Below are 18,681 nucleotides of genomic sequence, written 5' to 3' on the forward strand. Positions count from 1 at the left end.
CTTTTTACTTATAATCTAATTTTAAAATAACCTCCATTTTTTACACTCGTCAATTACCCTCTTTAACTTTATGTATAAATTAATTTAATAAAAATTTATAAATAATTTTTAAAGCTACTTTAATTAACCGCCAATTTAACTCGAGGCCATAATGTGCTAGCTCATTATCAGAAGTATGAATTTATAAATTATAGGAGGATAACCTCTTAGCATCTGGCGGATGCTTGCCTAAATTATGGAAACAAAGATTGACACAACATCAACGAAGCCGATACATTGTATATTGTATTCAATACTGGAAAGTCACATCAATTGGTGATGCTTATTGAGTACTGACAAAACATAGGAATAACTTAAGGATAAAAAATAATGAAACTAAAACTAAGTAGTAAGAAGCTCAAATCATTGTCAGATAGACATGTCATAGGTGACAACAATACACCCGCAATAGCAGGTGGTGCGAATACTTGGACATGCCACAGCCACATCGGTCCACCGGGAGCACCACAGCATACTTGCAACCCAAGCTATCTGGGTCGATGGTGTTAATCGGGCTACTATTATTCTATCTATCAACACTCGAAACAAAGCTCAGATCAATGAAAGTTAATCAAGTTGTAAGGGGTTGATATTAAGTTAACAGGGTACCCTGTCACTAGAATCATCAGGCGCATAGCATCTTGGGTGGGTACCCTTCTTGTCAAACCGCTAGATCCATTACTTTTACACCTACAGATGCGGGGTTTACGATGATGAAGTATGACTGTTTAACTCACTAAGATAAAAGCGGCATGTACAGCATATACCGCTTTCAGTCGGAAACTAAATGTTAAAGACTTAGCGTAAACGCGGATACACTTCTGGGATCACAACTTCATTTAGCCCTATCATTTGATAGTATGCTGCTACCTCTTCTTCAGTTAAGTCACCTAACTGTATTTCGACAAACATTTCATAACCTGCTGATTTTTGCGTACTAGGTACTGCACCCAACTGATAGATGTAATCTAAATAGTGGATTGGGTCTACATCGGATCCCAATAATGCATCTTCTAAAATGATTGGTGTTATACCCGCCTCAATTAGCTTATAGACAGCGTCATACAAACCAAACTGAGAAACCACACCCGATATAACAGCTTGAGTCTTTCCAGCTGCTTTTATATCAGCAACCACAGGGTCGATATTTTTATAACTAATCATACTGGGACTTTTACGATATTTGGATGTATAAGCCTTCCCTTTTTTATTCACATGAAAGCTCGGTATATAGTCAAATAAAAACTCCTGCTCTGAGCCTAAATACGTAAACCTGGGCTCTGTTGCTGGTTTGTTATCATGTTCCGCATTAGCCAGGCTCGCATCATCCATATTAAAATTGATCTTCGCCATTTTGTGACGGTCGCCTTGATAAAGCTCATCACGTTTGCCCACCGCATAACGCGGACTGTAGATTAGCCTGTCTTTGGATTCCATCGATTCAATAATTTCACTGGCCTTTGCCAACTTTACACCTGCTTGCTGTAACCGTTTGAAAGTAGGCCGCTCGTAGATTTCAGTCGAAAACGTCGCATCACTTGCCAAATAAACATCAAAGCCCATCTTCTTGAGCCCTAAAACAGTTTGCATAACGCATACATCGGTTTCAGCACCCGCAACGACCACTCGAGAGATCCCTGCATCAGACCAAGCTGTCATCGCAGCATGAATATCAGCTTCTAGTGTAGAATTAAACGTTTGTTTGAAAAAGCGTTGGGTATTCTCATCGAGCGCTTGGGCAATACGCGTAATATAAGGCGTATAATCAAGACCTTGATCAGAGCTAAACGCTTCGTAAGTAATGGTTGTTGGCATATTTAAATCATTGGCTTTTTGCGCCAATTGCGCAATACGATCAATGCTGGCATGCAATTGAGGATCTACATTTTGCGCTGGTATTTGATACTCTGGATAGAACACCTTGACCCAAAAGTCATCACTGTCCATCACATACCCTTGCTGTGCATCAATAATGAGTAATCCCGTATTTTGGGCACTCAAATGAACCTGTTCACTCTTTTTTGTTTCTGATGCAAATTGTAGCCTGTCATCAATGTTACAAGCCGACAGTCCAAACGCCAATGAAATCACCAATAGAGACTTTTTCATAAATCACCTTTTAATTATCCTTATTTCACAGTAAACGCACGATTAAAATTTGAACAACCATCGATATTTGAACGTTTTGTTAACAAAGTCAATTGAGGATATATCAAGTGCGTAATTTGCTTTTTGGGCTGGCTGTATGCGCTATATGTGGTTTAAGCTGGCGTTGTAGTGCAATGTAGAACAAGAAAAAGGAGTTCAGCACAAATGATACGTAACTTTTACAAGTGTGATAAAGAAACAGACAAAAATAGCCATGGTGGTGTGGGTTCAATTGATATCTATCGCGCTTTTCGGCGCAAAGACTTTACCGGAGCTTGGGATTTTGCCCTTCGTGTTGTTATGCCACCAGGAAGCTCTATGGGGGAACATGCTCACGGAGATGATGAAGAAATGTACATCATTTTGAAAGGCGAAGGCACCATGACCATCGAAGGTGAAGCGAGAAAAGTCACTTCAGGGGATATGATTGTCAACAAACCTTTTGGTACACATGGTTTAGTAAATACATCGAGCAACGAGATTGAGTTGCTTATCATTCAAGCAAGCCTCAAGTAGACAGTGCTTGCCTGACACCCAAATTTTAATTTAGAGCACGACTACAGGCCTGTATTGAAATTTGGGTGACTTCTTTTATCTGCCAATACCTTTAGCTATAACTAGAAAAGTAAACATTATCTATTGGCACTTTGTTATTTTGAGAAAACTCTTAGCCATCATCATGAATATATCTATTGAAAACGCGAAGGACATTCTCCTTGATAATTGCCATCGCATTGGTAACTATAAGAGATTCTTTAATACGGTATAAAGAGCTATATCAGCTGCAAATGCTATTAGGTTGGGTGACAATTAAACCCCATATTCGTTACTCAGGTTGGCCAGACTGTATTGCTTTTAGTTAAGCCAGAGATGCACCTGTCTTATCCAACCTCAATTTAGCTAGGATATTTCTTACCATTTATCGTAAGGCCACCCAATCGGGAAGAGTTTTTATATTGGTCAAATATTCATTACTTTCATAACCACTTCGCACTTTAAAGAAGACGTCAATTTCCAAGAGCATGCTTCTTAATTCTGAAAAGTAGTCTTTTCGATGAGCCTTTGAATATTTGGAAGCAACTCATTCTTAAAACCAACGACTGGCTCTTCTTCCAAATAGTGAATCAGTGAATTTCAAAATCCTTCAGTAATATAACGCGTCGTTTAAGTAAATCCCCATGATGATGTCGTAGGTCATCCAAGTACAACTCGTAGTTTAAATGCTGTTGAAAATAACGAAAAATAGTTGGCTAATTTTGAGAATCACGAAAAAAGCCAACTATTGTTTATCTGCGCTTACAAATTTATTACAATTTGCTGGGCATATACTTACAACAGCTATTTACTGTTGCTAAACCCTGTTCGAAATTACTCAGTGTTATATCATGAGTGTTGTATGCGGCGGCCCCGAAACCAGCAACGTTAGTTTCCCCACCAAACTCTATAAAGTAATACTTTCCTGCATCAACATCCAAATCAATTGTTTTTCCCGGTGTTAATGCTAAGAATGGCCATTTTATTTCTATCTTGTGTGACCCTGCAGGAAGATATGTCCAAGAAAAAGCATTATTAGGGAGAGTGGCAAACTCTTTTCCATTTACTTTGCTCGTGACTGAATACATCACAGGAGGGACGGTTTTACGATATAAAACCAAAACTGCATTATTTTCATTCGGTGAGCCAACTTCAGCATCAGAATAATTCAAAGCATTTTTAGGGGGCTGAGCGCAGCCAGCTAAGAATAACAGAAAAAGGCAATATAGGTATTTCATTAATGCTCCATAAAATTATAACGCCCTCATTAATGGGCTAAAATAGTTGGCTAGAATACGTGACAAAGGTATAAAAGCCAACTATACCTTTCCTATTTAACAGCTTGTTAAAAAGATAAAAACCCCCAAAAATACTCTTTACAGGGTAAAACAACCCTTTTCTCTTATTGAAGAAGGCTTCTATTCCTAGAAAGTCATGGCTCATATAACCAGTATTGATTACCATTTTTCTAAGTAAGCCTTTTGAAACAAACCTAGAGTTTTAGATGAATATGTTGGTTTATTAATTTCAGGTAGCCTGTACAACATTTTACATCATAGTTACCTGTGGATTTGAGCACTACGCGGTAAGTTGAAGTGAAGTGAAACGAGTTAATTTAATGATTAATTCAAAGCGCCTGTCACCAACAAATGACAGATTAGGTATTCATATAATGGCTAGAGTGAAAGTCGACTTTATCATGAGTATATCAGGCCTTGCTCACCATTGCACAATGGCTTGTTAAAATTAGCAACGTAGGCGAACAAACCAGCTTTATTGTATCCATCGTTTAATGATTTTATTAAGTGCTATAACTTTAAAACACTTCAACCAAAAGTGGCATTGTATATTTTCCAGAGGGCATATATCATCAAACTCTCCAGAATGAGGATACTCACCTGCATCATAAAACGGTTTGTGGTAAAAAGTAACCACTCCAAATATATATCATACTAAGCACAATAATGACACTATAAAAGTCCGCTATTTTTGTTTTAAAATCACGTAAATACAGTACCATGCAAGTCATTGCCAGCGTTATACATATCATTGCAGGAATCTTTAATGAAAAATAAAAAGGTATAAAAGTAATCATGAAAAATAATACTCCTAGTATCTGATAAAGCACTTTCACTATTTGCCCTCCGACCCGTAATACGTCATTGCTAACACACTCTCACAACGCCATATCAGTGGCCATTTTCATCGTTGAAACTTAAATTCGTGTTTTCCTAGCGCCACCCTCGTAGCGCACTGGCACAACTTACTATGATTGCAGGGAAAGCCGCAACCGATTCTACTGCTAAATTGCGCCCAAAGCGCTGACATGTATGAACAGTGTAGGACAAAAAGACAGGTTGGTTTTCTTTGGGCATTGAATACGCAAAGGTTAGCTGTTAACGTGCTGAATAGTATTAAATATATGGTATATGTCTTAGTTTGGGTCAGCGAGGCATCTACTAATTCAAGCCAGTATACGGTTGAGTTTATATGAGCACATATTACGAAATTGACGAACCTGAAGATTCAGCACAATTATACGAGCTAAAAGACGGCCGTTTTCAAATTGTTGGGCCAGGTGTTCTATATGATATCCTACTAGTTAGTGGATATATTTTAGTCAGCGAAAGTTTCGCTGTGTTTTTAGATAACTTAAAAATTAGTGGAATCAGACTAGAAAGCGCTGTTATTTACAACCCAGCCAATAAAAAAGAAATTTATCCTATCCAAAAAATGGAAGTACTAAAAAAGTATAACAAGAAAAATATGAATCAAATAATTGACTCAACAATTTGTAAAATTGCTCAATATGGCAATGGTTGCATATTCGTCAATGCGCCTTTAAAAACTGAAATTGAAAAGGTATATAAAGATTATATTTTTCATCACGAGTTTAGCTATTATGCGGAATAATCAGCTTAACAAGCTGTTTAAAGGTAGACAAAATTATGCTGATTTTGTTTCGCCGCCAAATCATATTTTTCCAACATAATTTTCCTAATAACAACTCGTTACCATTGGGTACAACCCTGGATAAATACTACACACGTATCTGGCATGTACTTCCACCGAAGCCTCTGTCATGTGCGTAGTCAGAGCCAGTGAAAGCTATTATGCACCCATCGGAGTATCACCTTTAAACTGCATCCGTTTAGCTGGCAAAGTTTATAACCATAGAAAAAAGCTTGTGCTGCTCAATTTAGGGCTATATCTAGACCAAGTTGATTGGTTGGAATAATTTAAGATGAGGCCCAACTTGCTCTTAAGGAATAGGTGATGTCAGCATCATTGGTAAAGTTTAGATAGGTATCGTCTATAGTTTTTTCTCTTCACTTCCTTTAAACCAATGCTTCGCTGGTTAGTTTGCTAAATTCAATAATGCAAACTTTACCAAGTTTATTTTCCATGCTCTTAAAAATATGCTCAGTTTGTAATAGTTCCTGTTTTACAAATTTTTTACTTAAAACGCGCTATCTGATGAGATTATCTGTAAATATTATTACCTATAAAACAACAAACTGAATAAAAATCACTCTCCGAATCATGAATCGCCGACCTGAGTTTTTAAAGGTAATTATTCTTTTTTTGAGGATCTGAAGTTTTAAAAGCGCCTCACAATCTTCTCGTACTTCTTCAATGATAAACTTCATACTAATGGACTCGACTTCTAAAGTTACTTTGAACTGCTCAGCCTTCATTTCATTAAATTTGCTTAGATTGTTAACTAAATAAAAATTAAAAGCAGAATTTTATCATTACACTATTATCTTTAATTAAATAACGACCTCACCGCCCTACCTTTTTACCTGAAAAATACTTAACTATAATTCATTTAAAGATAAAAACTCATTAAATAAACTATAAATTTCATTTTTTACTCAATTATAATAGGCCAAATACATTGCCAGAACACACCGAATAACTGACATATGGCAATCTAACTTTAACGCATTTGGAGTATTCCAGTGACACACAAACCTATTTTCTCTACGGCAGTTATCCTATCTCTTTTTCTGATTGGCTGCGGCGGCGGTGGTAGTAACAATAATGACACAGTTACTTCTTCTCCCACAAAACCTGCGGGAACTTTTACCCTGAATACTAATATAAACGGTGTTGGCAGCGTTAACCCTGCCACACAATCAGTACCTAAGGGTTACGGTACTAGTTTAATATTGTTTCCAGATGAGGGCTATTACACAGACTCTGTTACTGGATGTGGCGGCACACTGAGCGGTGACACATATACCATTGAAAACATGCAAGCAGACTGTATTGTTGATATTCAATTTAAACCTAGAACTGCGCTTAGTGAACTGAATATAGACCCTACACTTGCACAGTGTTTAACTTCTACTAATAATTACCAGTACGTTGATGAAGTCACCTACTTGAGCTGTGATAAACCCATTAATAATACTGAAGCTATTAAGCACTTTAAAAAGCTTCATGATTTAGACCTGTACAATCAAAACTTGGTTAGCCTAGATATCTCAGAGAATCTGGAGCTGTCCTCATTGAGTATCTCAAGCCCTTTCCTAGAAACGTTAGATGTTTCGGACAACACCTTACTCAACTCCCTACACGTGAGTGATAGTCAGTTACTCACTTTAGATGTCTCCAAAAACAAAGCTCTCACAGCTCTACATATTAGTAGTGCACAACTCAAATCGCTGGATTTATCACAAAACGATGAGCTTAGTTACCTTAAAATAGGCGCCGCCCAATTAGAAACTTTGGATGTGTCAAACAACAAAGCGTTGATCAGCCTAAATATAGAGAGTCATTTATTAGCCAGCTTAGACCTCAATAAAAACGTAAACCTTGAAAAGTTGAGTGTGTACAATACGACATTTAAAAACCTGAGCCTCTCTGACAATACTAAGCTAAGTCACCTCATGCTCAGTGGCGTGGCAATTACAGAGCTGGACCTATCGCAAAACGCAGCCCTAACGGATGTCTTTATTTACAGCACTCCATTAACCAACCTAAACTTAGCGCATACGCAACAACTGGATAGCCTAGATCTGCATTTCAACCAACTGACCAGTTTGGACATTTCTGACGCTACGCAACTGAAATATTTGACCGTGACCAATAACCTACTCTCTGAAGTTGATCTCAGCAAAAATAAAGCGCTGGAGTCGATCAACCTGTCCTCAGTTGAATTGACAAACATTAACTTGCAAAATAACCCGCTATTGAAATCACTAGACCTGCATAATAATGAGTTAACCGCGATAGACCTGTCTAAGAATCCAGAACTGAACTATTTAAATATTTCGTATAATCAGTTCACCACCCTAGACTTATCTGCACTACCTAACCTCACAGAGCTCAACATAGAGAATAACCAGTTGACTGAGTTAGATATCTCTCAAAGCCCCAAGCTAGCTGCACTTTTGTTGTCGAATAACCAGCTAACGCAATTGAGCTTTCCTGTTAATGAGGCACTGACTGAGCTGTCAGTTTCTGGTGATGGTTTTACCGAATTGGATTTTTCTAATTTCAAAGCACTTACAGAACTGTCGGTGTCTGGGTCCCAGCTGAAAACCATTAAACTAGACCAAAATACAGAGCTAAAAACGTTAAGTGTAATTGCAAATAGTTTGCAACAATTGAATGTGTCAAAAAACACCGCACTTACCCAATTAACAATTGAAAGCGAGTTACTCGCTGCACTAGATGTAAACAACAACACCGCACTGCAAACACTGCAAATACAAAATTCACAACTCAATGTGCTCGACATTTCTTCGAATAATTCGCTCACAGAGTTGTATGTCTTGGCGTGGCACCTTAGACATCTGGATACGGCTAATAATCCGTTACTTAAGAAGCTAACAGTTATAAGTAAGGAGATAACTAAGTTCGACTTAACCAACAACTCACAGCTTGAACATCTAATTGTTGATGGCCCGCAACTGACTCAATTGGATCTCTCTGTCACCCCCCTAGTCAAGGAGCTCAGGGTAAGTAGCCATCATCTAGACGACTTAGTTCTATCTAAGCTTACACAACTTGAACATCTGGAATTGAGTTCAATGCCAATACAAGTACTAGATTTATCCGCGCACCCTAAACTCAGTGAGTTATCACTTTTCAACTTGCCACTTAACAGCCTAAACCTGTCGGTTGTGCCTGAAATCAACAATCTGCGTGTCGAGTGGTCACCACTTACTAACATTGACCTCTCGCACAATTCAAAATTGAGTTACATAAATGTAAGCCACAATGCGCTGAAAATGCTAGATGTTTCCAACAACCCAGAATTAACGGATCTATACGTCAACGGTAATGCACTAACCACACTAGACCTATCTTCAAACGGTAAGTTATTCTATCTACATGCTCAGGAAAATGGGCTGACCAGTATTGACCTATCTCACAATGCACAATTAAGGGACGTCTATTTATCCAGTAATAAACTTACGCAATTGGATGTTACCAATAACACAGCCTTGGCTAGCTTAGGTGCCTCAAACAATCAGTTGACCTCAATCCACATTACAAACCAAACTGCAATACAAAGTATTAATTTAAATGAAAATATGCTAGATAAGTTGGTAGTAAAAAACGCACCTTCTCTACGCTACCTTCATGCAGATGAAAATCACCTCACATCCATCAGTCTTTCGGGTGTAGACTCGCTCGAAATGTTAAGGGTTGGCGACAATCAATTGACTGAGCTTGACTTATCTGCAGCTTCAGCATTACTTACGCTAGATGCACGTTTAAACCAACTATCTTCACTCGATCTAACTAATAACAGTCAATTAGACTACCTTTACTTGCATGACAACTCGTTGTCGCAAATTGACGTAAGTTCAATTGAACAGATGTATTATTTTTCGCTAGATCGCGGCGTGTCTTGTACTGGCGACATGTGCTCAATGGCGTATTATTTTAACTAGGCAGCCTGGCGAAAGCTGGCACATACAACATGTGCCAGCACCTCAGATGACAAATACCCTAATACGGTCACATTGCTGTATGCTAATTTCGAATCAATGTGACATCCCACTTGATCCACCAGCTCAAGTTGTTGAATTTGAAAAGGCTAATATGTGTAGTGTGTTCGCGACAAAGAAAAATGAGGAAATAGACTAGCATCTTGTTAGCTTTGTGGTGAGTGCCATGGGGAATGTAAAAACATATTTACCACTCAGATAGCATTCTTCAACTCGACATGTGCGCTGAGCATATAGTGCCCTATTCATCTTTTAAATGGATAAATACCAGTCAACACTTTAACGTGCGAGTCCTTTGTTACTAAGACGATACGACTGTCTGGCGATTCAATGTTGTCCGATGCTGCTAACGTCAGCGCTTTACCCAACAAGGGGAAGTCAGCTCCCGAGCGAAATGCCTCTTTTATCAATTCTATAAGGGCACAATCAAACCTGTCGGGTTTCGCACTTGCCATGTTTGACTGAGTGCCACCAAATTCACATATCAACTCCAATGTGCATCGAACTCACAAACGCCAGTGCCATACAAACATGTGTGAGCCATGTCTCCATGGTTACAGCCCTCAAACGCTTGCGCCACTGTATAAGTTAAATCGTACCTGTACTATAGATTGAACACGTTTGGAATTCAGTTTAAAACAATCCCAATAACCAAAATGACCAAATTAACTATCTGAAAAATAAACTAATATAATTACTTGTTCATTTTTAACTAAAGAGAAACATACGCTTTTTATGCCGTATAAATTGGATGAGCGCTGTAGGTAAATTAATAATTTAAAGGAGCAATAAAATGACTTATGCACGCATCTTACTGTTAGCATTATTAGGAGTGTCGACTCCATTTATGGCTGCAAGCAGTGTGAAACTGCCACTGCCAGTTATTGAGGAAACGCATAATATCGAACAGTACGCTATCGAAGTAAAAGATAGTTGGATGACCTATTTAGAGCAAGGTGAAGGTAAAGCCGTGGTGTTTGTTCATGGCAACCCAACGTCATCCTATTCTTGGCGTAACATAATGCCTTATATTTCCGATACACATAGGGCCATTGCAGTTGACCTTATCGGCATGGGTGATTCTGGAAAGCCTGATATTGATTATACGTTTAAAGAACAATATCAGTATTTCAGTCGCTTTATAAATAGACTAGATCTCGATGAAATCATTTTAGTTGGCCATGATTGGGGGGCAGCAATTGCTTGGCTCTATGCGAAAAGACACCCGAGAAAAGTAGATGGGCTTGCTTTTATGGAGGGCGTTTTACCTCCACAATTTCCAGCCGAAAGCTATGAAAGCCTAGGCCCTGTTGCTGACTTTTTTAGAACACTCAGAGATCCTGTATTGGGGCCAATGTTGGTCATTGACCAGAATATGTGGATTGAGCAAGCTTTGCCAGCTTCTGTTAATCGCACATTGGGTGAGTTTGCGATGGAAATGTATCGTGCACCATACTTTGTTCCTGAGTCTCGAAAGCCGTTACTCGCTTGGCCAAACCAATTACCTATTGCTCGAGAGCCCGCTCAAGCCGACCGCTTAATGCGCGGTATTAAACGCTTTATGCGTAAAACTAACATGCCGGCTTTGTATATTTACAGCTCACCAAGTGTTGAGCGCTCGCCTCAGGTACTTGATTGGTATGTAGACAATATTGAAGAATTAGAGACGGCCTATGTTGGACAAGGGCTGCATTATCTTCCTGAAGACCAACCAGACGCGATTGGCCGTGCACTAGATGAATGGCTACGCCAATTAGATGATTGACACGTCACTGGGGCAACCCGCTGAATAAATAGACTCTGATAATTTGGGGCTTTGTGCTGATTACGGCCAGCCCCTCGTCCTTTTTACTCTTTAATACATCAAGGTACAATCTAAACTTTCCTTCCCTTTTATTGTAGCGATATACACTGAGTATTAGAAACCATCATCTTTGTACCCTTTACATTCTTCCATTGTGCGTTAGTGTATTAAGATCAAATTACCTCATTGTTTATAAAAGGATTTAACGTGATAGCAGAGTCACTCAAAATACTTTACATTGTATCAGCTGCTTACGTTGTGTTTGTAACCATTGCACTGGCATTGATCCAAGGTAGACTGGCGGTTGAACAAAAGATAGCGCTATTTATATTTTGGTTGCTGCTCTCCACACCTATGTTGGAGTATATAGGTCTTGCCTTTAATTATATGCCGTACCCGTTTATCGCATTTGTGCATTCATCTCTGCTTTTACTTGGTCCTGCTATATATTTTTACATCACTTTTAAATCAGAAAAGCATTTTGATTATGCTAAAACACTTCTTCATTTGTTTCCGTTTGTTATCTTTTACACAGGCAGGTTAGTAGAGCAAAAAGAGATCCCAACACTTTTAGCTTTACTGTATTTTTTTCATGTACTCTTTTATCAGTTTTTACTCGTAAAGATGACTTGGTTTGGTAAAGATGAGAACATCAAAGCAAGCACTCAGCTATTGATCAGTAAGAAAGCAATCGTTGTGTTTTTTCTGGTCGTTTCCAGCGCTTACTTTGCTCAAGTAACACTTCACAAAATGGGGTCAGAATATTTACGTTTACTTTGGGATCTGAGTAACACACTGACTTTTATCTATATTTTAATGCTCTCTAAAGGCTTTATAGACATCCTGAAAATAAAGCAGACAAAGCCAACAAGAGTGTTGGAGCTTGCCCCCGATTTGGCAAACCAACAAAAAAAGCGATTGGTCGAGTTGTTTGAAAAAGAGCAGCTTCACCTGAAGAATGAACTGTCGTTGAACTGTTTGTCAAAAGCGTTAAATTTGACTAATAATCAGACATCAGAGTTACTCAACGAACATCTAGATACCAACTTTTATGAGCTCGTTAATAAATATCGAGTTCATGAAGCTGCGCAAATTCTAAAGCTCGCGAACAAAAAAACTAAAGTGTCAGAACTCTATTTAGACGCTGGATTTAACAACAAAAACACTTTTTACCGTGAGTTTAAAAAAGCCTTTGATATGTCTCCTGGCGAGTATAAAACGAAATTCAGCCAGACCGCAAAGCAATGATTTATTGAGTGTACCCTTATGGTTTTCCTATATTGACTTACACGGAGTGACCAAACAGTGCTTTTCTATCCTCTTTATTTGACTTTTAATGGCTTGATCCGAGAGCTTGTCACTTTTATAAAAGTCTAATAAATCATCAAGATGATCATGGTAATTTTGATATATAACTCTTACAGCTAATTGGGGGAGTGGTTCGCCAAGAGTATTACTCGTTCTATCACATAGAGCAATAAGTACCTGAACATCTACGCCATATTTCTTTACCAAAAGGCGCTCCAAGGTAACTACTTTTAGATGCTGAAATTTATCACCTTCTAAAATAAAGTTTACGTACTTATATCGCGCTTCTGCTGGTAACCACTCCAGCAAACCATTAAAAACAGGCTTATGCAAATGGATACCCTGTACAAGTACAAACAGTAGCAAATTGATCAACGTAAACTTTTTATCATTCGAATTCTCTGCGCTACAAGTTCATTTACCCAATAACGAAAAAGTATAAAATACACACATATCCATACCCATCAATTTTGGTTAGAGGCGCTTTTTAATTCTTGCTGATATGAATGGCTTCCACTCTGAAGCCTTCCTTTTTATCATTGACCTTCAATACGATTTCTTCTTTGCCATCTTGGTTAAGGTCATAGCTGTAAATATCGCCTGAAGACTCCGGCAGCAAGCGTTTAATGCGTTTCGGTCTACGCGATAACCCCCTTTTTTCATCGCCAAAGTAAACTTTAAGCTCATGGGTATCTGACCTTATCAATAAATCAGTTAAGTCGTCTCCATTGAAGTCTTTGAATATAATGCCTTTACCAGTAGCATCACTTGACTCACTCATATTCATTGCGATTTCAACACTTTTCTTGGAGGCCGCTTTTTTTGAAAACTGGTTGTTAGCTTTTCCCTTAAAAATACTGATAGTGCTATCAAGTATCACTTCTTCATTCTCCATCGCTGCACTGGCGATTGAAATAATATCCATAAAACCAATATCGAAAGAAATTACCGCTAAATCATTTAGCCCATCACCATCAAAATCACTGATGTTAGCAATGGCGCTTGTTTCCTCCAAAGTAAGTTCGATATCTGGACTGTTTTTAAAAACCAACCCATTGCTCATTTGCTTCGAAAAGAAAATTCTGTGGATACTTTCGCTGTCTAAATCTTTCTCTTTATCAGCACCTTCGGAGAGGCTTTCTATGACATGAATATCCGGAAGACCATCATTGTTGAAGTCCCTTAACCTTTCAATACGCTGCTTGCTGGTATTATCAATTGTAAAGAGTGTTTTCCGCTCTTTACTTGGACCTTGGCTGGTTGCCAAAAAGTACTGTATGGATTTTGGCTCATGAAACATCAAATCATCGATGCCATCTCCATTTATGTCAGCAAGTGTAGGAAATTGAGGCAATGTATGACTGACCATCAATTGTTTTTCTGTTGCATGCGTGACTGTTTTTGCACTCAACGGCAATGTAATTGGTGTAAATTGACCACTCTCCTGCTGGACATAAACAGTCTGCGCTTTGACACCGGGTAGATAAAAGTCAGTCAAGTCATCACCATTTGTGTCTAACGTAAATGTTTGATATTTAAACTGAGAATAGGTACCAGCTTTAAACAATGAGTCTGCATTTAACAATTTACGAGCTTTTGTTGTACCCGCATGAAAAATGCCCTGTTCTGTTAGCACAAATGCTTGAGGACCTTTGAGGTTTGCCAGCTTACCAAGGCTATACATAATCGGATTTTCTGGTAAAACCAACTGAGTTGCTTGTTTGCTTTTCAGGTCGACTTTCTGTAAGTAGGCCGAATCACCATTACCAGCGACAAAAGCAGATTCTGTCTCTGACATGATGAGTTTACCATTGGCATTGTATTGTAAATCGATTGAGTCATATGCATAAATCAAACTGCTGAATAAAGTAAGAGGGAGTAATCTTTTCATATTAAAAGTCCATTAAAAATACGTCTTAATTATTTGTAATATATCGATATAAATTCTTTGTAGATTCGCTTAGTGGCTTTCTCTTTTATGCCTAATCTATGCTTTCGGTCATTGGCCATTTCCAAGCAAGCCAAACCGTCATTAAAGACAACAAAACTTCCAGTCCCGTAAGATAAAGATAAAAGCCCCACACGGTTTCCAAATTAAGGGACACAAGTAGCACAACAAATAAACTCGGGATGATGATGTTTAATCTACGATTGATACTAGGCTTTAATACTAAAGTTAGAAAAACCATGACACTTGGTATGGACATTAATAATGCGACTGCAAAGAATTCAAATTGAATGCCCTCTTTGTCAGCACTGACGAGCAGCGCCTCAGACATAATGCCAGGTACAAACACTTGAATGTAATCACCGTAGACATAACAAAACATCACAGCAATCCACAGCGCTGAAATCTTCAGCTTTACGTTTATTTGGTAATCTTCAAATGGAGGAGAGGTATCCTTTATTGTATTCATATTAGCTCCGTTGTTTTAATTTAAGCCCTATGTTTGGCGATAGTTGACGGAACTAAACGATATAACTTATAAATAGTTAGGTCGTCCGAGACTATAAGCGCGGACACTTTTTTATATTTAAACCTCTAAAAGACAGAGTGATAGAAGGAACAGAATTTGGCCGACCCTATAGAAATGATTCTGACTATGATAATTGTTGGCCAAGTTTGTATTAGTGTGCCTATTCTTTTATTACGAGTAACAAAGCACGCTATGAATTTACCGTTGGCACTATTTTTATTCGCCAGTGGTATTTTGGCCTTAAATTCTACCATTTCTTCTGTGTTATCTGATTACTACCCTTTGTACACAGCCTTTGCGTTTCCAGCCCTCTTTTTACTTTGCCCGTCATTGTGGTTTTATGTAGAAGGACTTACAGCAGACAGGCCTTGGCAGTTACAAAAAAAGCAGCTGAGCCATTACGGCTTAGTAGCACCAGCCATACTGATTTCTATGATGATGTTGTTTCTACCTGAGCACATTCATGCAGCTATCTTCATCCATGATGAGGATGTCGAAGCTCCTTTTGTTAGCATATTACTGGCCTGTATTTTAATTATGATGCTGCTCTGGTTAACACAATGTGCGTATACCTTGCTAAAGATTTTACGTAGGTTGAATCAATACCGAAAAAGATTAAAAGACATTTTTTCGAATCACGAAAATAAAGAGCTTAACTGGCTGAATTGGCTACTTTTTATTGCTATTGGAGTATGGCTTTGTTCTGTTGTGACAATATTTACCTCTAATTTGTTTGATCACGCCATGTTTAATAGCAATACAGAGTTGCTGCTGTCTCTACTTTTAATCTGGTGCATTACCCACTTTGGCCTACAACAAAAACCCGTATTAGTTATGCAAGCCGGCTGTGTCATTAAAGAAATGACCACAGAACACGGCAATACGCCCCCTAAAAAGGACCCCACCACTCATAAATATCAACGCTCAGCCCTTGATGAAGCACAGTCAGCGCGGATTGCAATAAAGGTCAACTCAGCGATGGAGCAAGATAAACTCTATTTAGACCCAAATCTGTCATTACAAAAACTATCAAAGCACCTTAATATTTCGCCAAACTATATTTCACAAACGCTGAATGAAACATTGGCTATCAGCTTTTTTGACTTTGTTAATCAATGGCGTATTGAAGCTGCAAAGCCGAAAATTTTAGCCAATAGCAGCACTGTACTCGATATTGCACTGGAAGTAGGATTTAATGCCCGCTCATCCTTTTACAAAGCATTTAAACAAACCACAGGTAAAACCCCCAGTGAATTTAGAAAGGCGCATGTGAATAGCTAAAAAGCTGACTTACAGTGGGTCTATATAAGTAAGATGGGTTCAAATTTAAATGTGTATAGTCGCAGCTTATTTGCAACATAGATAGCTGTTAACACTGATAGATATCATGACTATACATGACTTATATGGACACTCCATGTATGTCACTGCATTCACTACTTTTATAAAATGTGCCCGAAGCGCTGGCTGAGGTGAATAGTCTATATTCTAAATTAAAGTGCACCACCTATAGTTTATTTTAACAATGATAGAGGTGCACGATGGGTCAAAAATACTCGCTTTTGAGTTACACAGAACGAAATCTGATTTTTAACTGGTTTCACTATCAAAATAAAACTATCCGTGAAATTGCGAGGCTACTCTTCAGTTCTTTCAACGGAATACGAATGAATTATTACTTCGCCAATCTCTTCTCCAATTACTAAAATTGGCAATGAAGTATTTTCTAAAAAACTTTTCTCCATTCCGCCAATCCAGCGAGCACTAACCGAACCTTCGCACTGCTCTCCAATGTTAAGTTTTGCTTTTTCCATGTCATAGAGGTTTGCAATAACTTTGCCTTCATCTGTGTCTATATCAAATCTGGTATTTTCTCCTAATAAGATTTCAGGAAATTCAGAGTGCCTTTTTCTATATTTAACTGTTACTTTGGCAAGAAATGTATCTACTATCATCTATCCTACCCCTATGCCCCGTCATCGGGCGTCATATCACCATTGATTCTATCTAAAACCCCGTCAAATAAAATACTGTCCTACATTTACTTTGAAACTGCCCAGTAAAACACCCCAAAATTTATGGTGGCTGTCTATTTAAATTATTCCTTTGAGCCTTTGATAAATTGATTAACTTGATAACTTTGTCGGGATTTCAGACATGACTAACCACGTAACTTTTAAAAGTCACGTTAAAGTTGGCGTGTTACGGTATATTAAAGACTAAGCGAGTAATTCACTACACTGAGTGAGATTGCCTCGTCGTTTTAACTTTAAGTGCTCACAATACTTTTGCTTAGCATCAGGCCTACCCACGGAGCCTTTGAACACTTTAGTAAACTGAGTGGTAAGCTTTAACCAATTCTCTGGTTGGATATTGAGCCTTGCTAAAATGGGCTGAGCGTCTGTGATACATCCGCGTTTGCCCGTTCAACAACCCTCTAATTCGATCAGGAACACTATTTTGATCAGGAACACTATTTTGATCTACGAACTTCTTACTAAAAAGGCCATTGAGCTGAACTTGATTCGTGACAACACTTCTAGCAAAACTCTGTTTCTGAACTTCATTTGCTTTTCAGAATTACCTCTTCTCGTTCATTTTCTTTTTGACCATCCTACACCACCAAAAAGCTTAGCTGAGCTCAAAAGACAGATACTCGAAGTCCTCTAGCGAATATAATGACAATTACTATGGGCATTGTTAAACAGAAGAACTAGTCACATCAATACAGTAGAAGAGATTAAAATAACCAGTGCCACCAGTTAGTGGCGCTGGCACAAGTTGCGATAGTTGCTGGATAAGCGTAATCAATTCTACTGCTAAAATGCGCCCGAAGCGCTGGCTAACATGAATAGTAAAATACCAGAAGACTTAAAATAATTGTCCAGTTAAATTTTTATTATTCATGAATGGAACTAATAGCTAGAATACATAGTCAGTTTTCAGTGTATGTAACACTACCAGTTGAGCAATCCCAGCCATAGTTAAAAAACTTAATATCCAATCCTAAACTAGAGAGCTCTGCTATACAGCTATTATCAAACAGAGCCCTGTACTTCAAAATCAGTTCTTTGGTAGCAGCTTCGTTAAACTTTGGGTCAGTATCATAACTATCTTTAATTTCGTCAAAGTGCGAAAAAAAAGGAGTCACTTGTAAAATTACCTGCACGCCGACTTCTTCTTGCAGATCACTTTGATCGCATAGATATATATAAATCAAAGAAGTTTCAAAATGAAAGCTAATATTTAAGATCAAGTGATTTGGGATTGGCATTTTCGATTGAAATACATCTTTCACCATCCCAATTATATCTTGCAGTCCAGTCAAGCTTTCTATTTTCTTAAAGTATTTTTCGCAATACGAATCTTTTTGCACTTCAGTCCATACCTGTCCCATTTC

Annotated in this window: 15 protein-coding genes and 1 pseudogene; 7 read left to right on the top strand and 9 right to left on the bottom strand. The window is 38.2% G+C overall.

All coding sequences use genetic code 11. The annotated features are described in order from the left end of the window. The first annotated feature begins 369 nt into the window (after positions 1 to 369). On the top strand, positions 370 to 549 hold the full coding sequence (locus A7985_RS26250) for a hypothetical protein (protein ID WP_141685337.1): 180 nt from the start codon (positions 370 to 372) through the stop codon (positions 547 to 549). Positions 550 to 837: 288 nt separating this feature from the next. On the opposite strand, the gene A7985_RS11560 is transcribed toward A7985_RS26250, so the two are convergent. Beyond that, positions 838 to 2,148 carry a cysteine hydrolase family protein gene (locus A7985_RS11560; RefSeq protein WP_065790624.1) on the bottom strand — a complete coding sequence of 437 codons (1,311 nt, stop codon included), beginning with the start codon at positions 2,146 to 2,148 and terminating at the stop codon, positions 838 to 840. Positions 2,149 to 2,352: 204 nt separating this feature from the next. Here A7985_RS11560 and A7985_RS11565 point away from each other — a divergent pair, with 204 nt between their 5' ends. Beyond that, positions 2,353 to 2,703, top strand: coding sequence for a cupin domain-containing protein (locus A7985_RS11565; RefSeq protein ID WP_065790625.1), 351 nt, complete (start codon positions 2,353 to 2,355; stop codon positions 2,701 to 2,703). 791 nt (positions 2,704 to 3,494) lie between these two features. On the opposite strand, the gene A7985_RS11570 is transcribed toward A7985_RS11565, so the two are convergent. Further along, on the bottom strand, positions 3,495 to 3,959 hold the full coding sequence (locus A7985_RS11570) for a DUF2846 domain-containing protein (protein ID WP_065790626.1): 465 nt from the start codon (positions 3,957 to 3,959) through the stop codon (positions 3,495 to 3,497). A gap of 1,252 nt (positions 3,960 to 5,211) precedes the next feature. Here A7985_RS11570 and A7985_RS11585 point away from each other — a divergent pair. Both A7985_RS11585 and A7985_RS11595 read left to right on the top strand, forming a co-directional pair. Then, the gene (locus A7985_RS11585; RefSeq protein WP_065790629.1) at positions 5,212 to 5,634 is read left to right on the top strand and encodes a hypothetical protein; all 423 of its coding nucleotides are present in this window, start codon (positions 5,212 to 5,214) and stop codon (positions 5,632 to 5,634) included. 1,052 nt (positions 5,635 to 6,686) lie between these two features. After that, complete coding sequence (locus A7985_RS11595; RefSeq protein WP_065790631.1) at positions 6,687 to 9,635, top strand: hypothetical protein; 2,949 nt, start codon at positions 6,687 to 6,689, stop codon at positions 9,633 to 9,635. A gap of 302 nt (positions 9,636 to 9,937) precedes the next feature. On the opposite strand, the gene A7985_RS11600 is transcribed toward A7985_RS11595, so the two are convergent. Further along, a complete protein-coding gene (locus tag A7985_RS11600; protein WP_065790632.1) occupies positions 9,938 to 10,147 on the bottom strand; it encodes a hypothetical protein in 210 nt (69 codons plus the stop codon). 338 nt (positions 10,148 to 10,485) lie between these two features. On the opposite strand from A7985_RS11600, the gene A7985_RS11605 reads away from it, so the two are divergent. Both A7985_RS11605 and A7985_RS11610 read left to right on the top strand, forming a co-directional pair. Next, positions 10,486 to 11,457, top strand: a complete 972-nt coding sequence (locus A7985_RS11605; RefSeq protein WP_081310531.1) for a haloalkane dehalogenase — start codon at positions 10,486 to 10,488, stop codon at positions 11,455 to 11,457. 246 nt (positions 11,458 to 11,703) lie between these two features. After that, positions 11,704 to 12,744: a helix-turn-helix domain-containing protein gene (locus A7985_RS11610; protein ID WP_065790633.1), complete on the top strand. Its 1,041-nt coding sequence runs from the start codon at positions 11,704 to 11,706 to the stop codon at positions 12,742 to 12,744. 27 nt (positions 12,745 to 12,771) lie between these two features. On the opposite strand, the gene A7985_RS11615 is transcribed toward A7985_RS11610, so the two are convergent. From A7985_RS11615 to A7985_RS11625, 3 genes are all read right to left on the bottom strand, one after another. Further along, entirely contained in the window at positions 12,772 to 13,137 is a 366-nt protein-coding gene (locus tag A7985_RS11615; RefSeq protein WP_141685338.1) for a hypothetical protein, read from the bottom strand. 154 nt (positions 13,138 to 13,291) lie between these two features. After that, positions 13,292 to 14,695, bottom strand: a complete 1,404-nt coding sequence (locus A7985_RS11620; protein ID WP_065790635.1) for an FG-GAP repeat domain-containing protein — start codon at positions 14,693 to 14,695, stop codon at positions 13,292 to 13,294. Positions 14,696 to 14,786: 91 nt separating this feature from the next. Next, positions 14,787 to 15,221 carry a DUF6326 family protein gene (locus A7985_RS11625; RefSeq protein WP_065790636.1) on the bottom strand — a complete coding sequence of 145 codons (435 nt, stop codon included), beginning with the start codon at positions 15,219 to 15,221 and terminating at the stop codon, positions 14,787 to 14,789. 252 nt (positions 15,222 to 15,473) lie between these two features. Here A7985_RS11625 and A7985_RS11630 point away from each other — a divergent pair, with 252 nt between their 5' ends. Beyond that, positions 15,474 to 16,562, top strand: coding sequence for a helix-turn-helix domain-containing protein (locus A7985_RS11630; protein ID WP_176716735.1), 1,089 nt, complete (start codon positions 15,474 to 15,476; stop codon positions 16,560 to 16,562). Between the two features lie 356 nt (positions 16,563 to 16,918). Here the strand turns inward: A7985_RS11630 and A7985_RS26495 are convergent, their stop codons facing one another. The 3 genes and pseudogenes from A7985_RS26495 to A7985_RS11640 form a co-directional block, all read right to left on the bottom strand. After that, positions 16,919 to 17,236 (bottom strand): hypothetical protein, encoded by a 318-nt coding sequence (locus A7985_RS26495; protein ID WP_065790638.1) that lies wholly within the window; start codon positions 17,234 to 17,236, stop codon positions 16,919 to 16,921. A gap of 264 nt (positions 17,237 to 17,500) precedes the next feature. Beyond that, a pseudogene (locus A7985_RS27170) lies at positions 17,501 to 17,701 on the bottom strand (transposase); the annotation flags it as partial. Between the two features lie 515 nt (positions 17,702 to 18,216). Further along, on the bottom strand, positions 18,217 to 18,678 hold the full coding sequence (locus A7985_RS11640) for a hypothetical protein (RefSeq protein WP_065790639.1): 462 nt from the start codon (positions 18,676 to 18,678) through the stop codon (positions 18,217 to 18,219). Positions 18,679 to 18,681: the final 3 nt, after the last annotated feature.

Origin of the sequence: Pseudoalteromonas luteoviolacea, from assembly GCF_001696455.1 — a bacterium.
Lineage (GTDB): Bacteria > Pseudomonadota > Gammaproteobacteria > Enterobacterales > Alteromonadaceae > Pseudoalteromonas > Pseudoalteromonas luteoviolacea_C.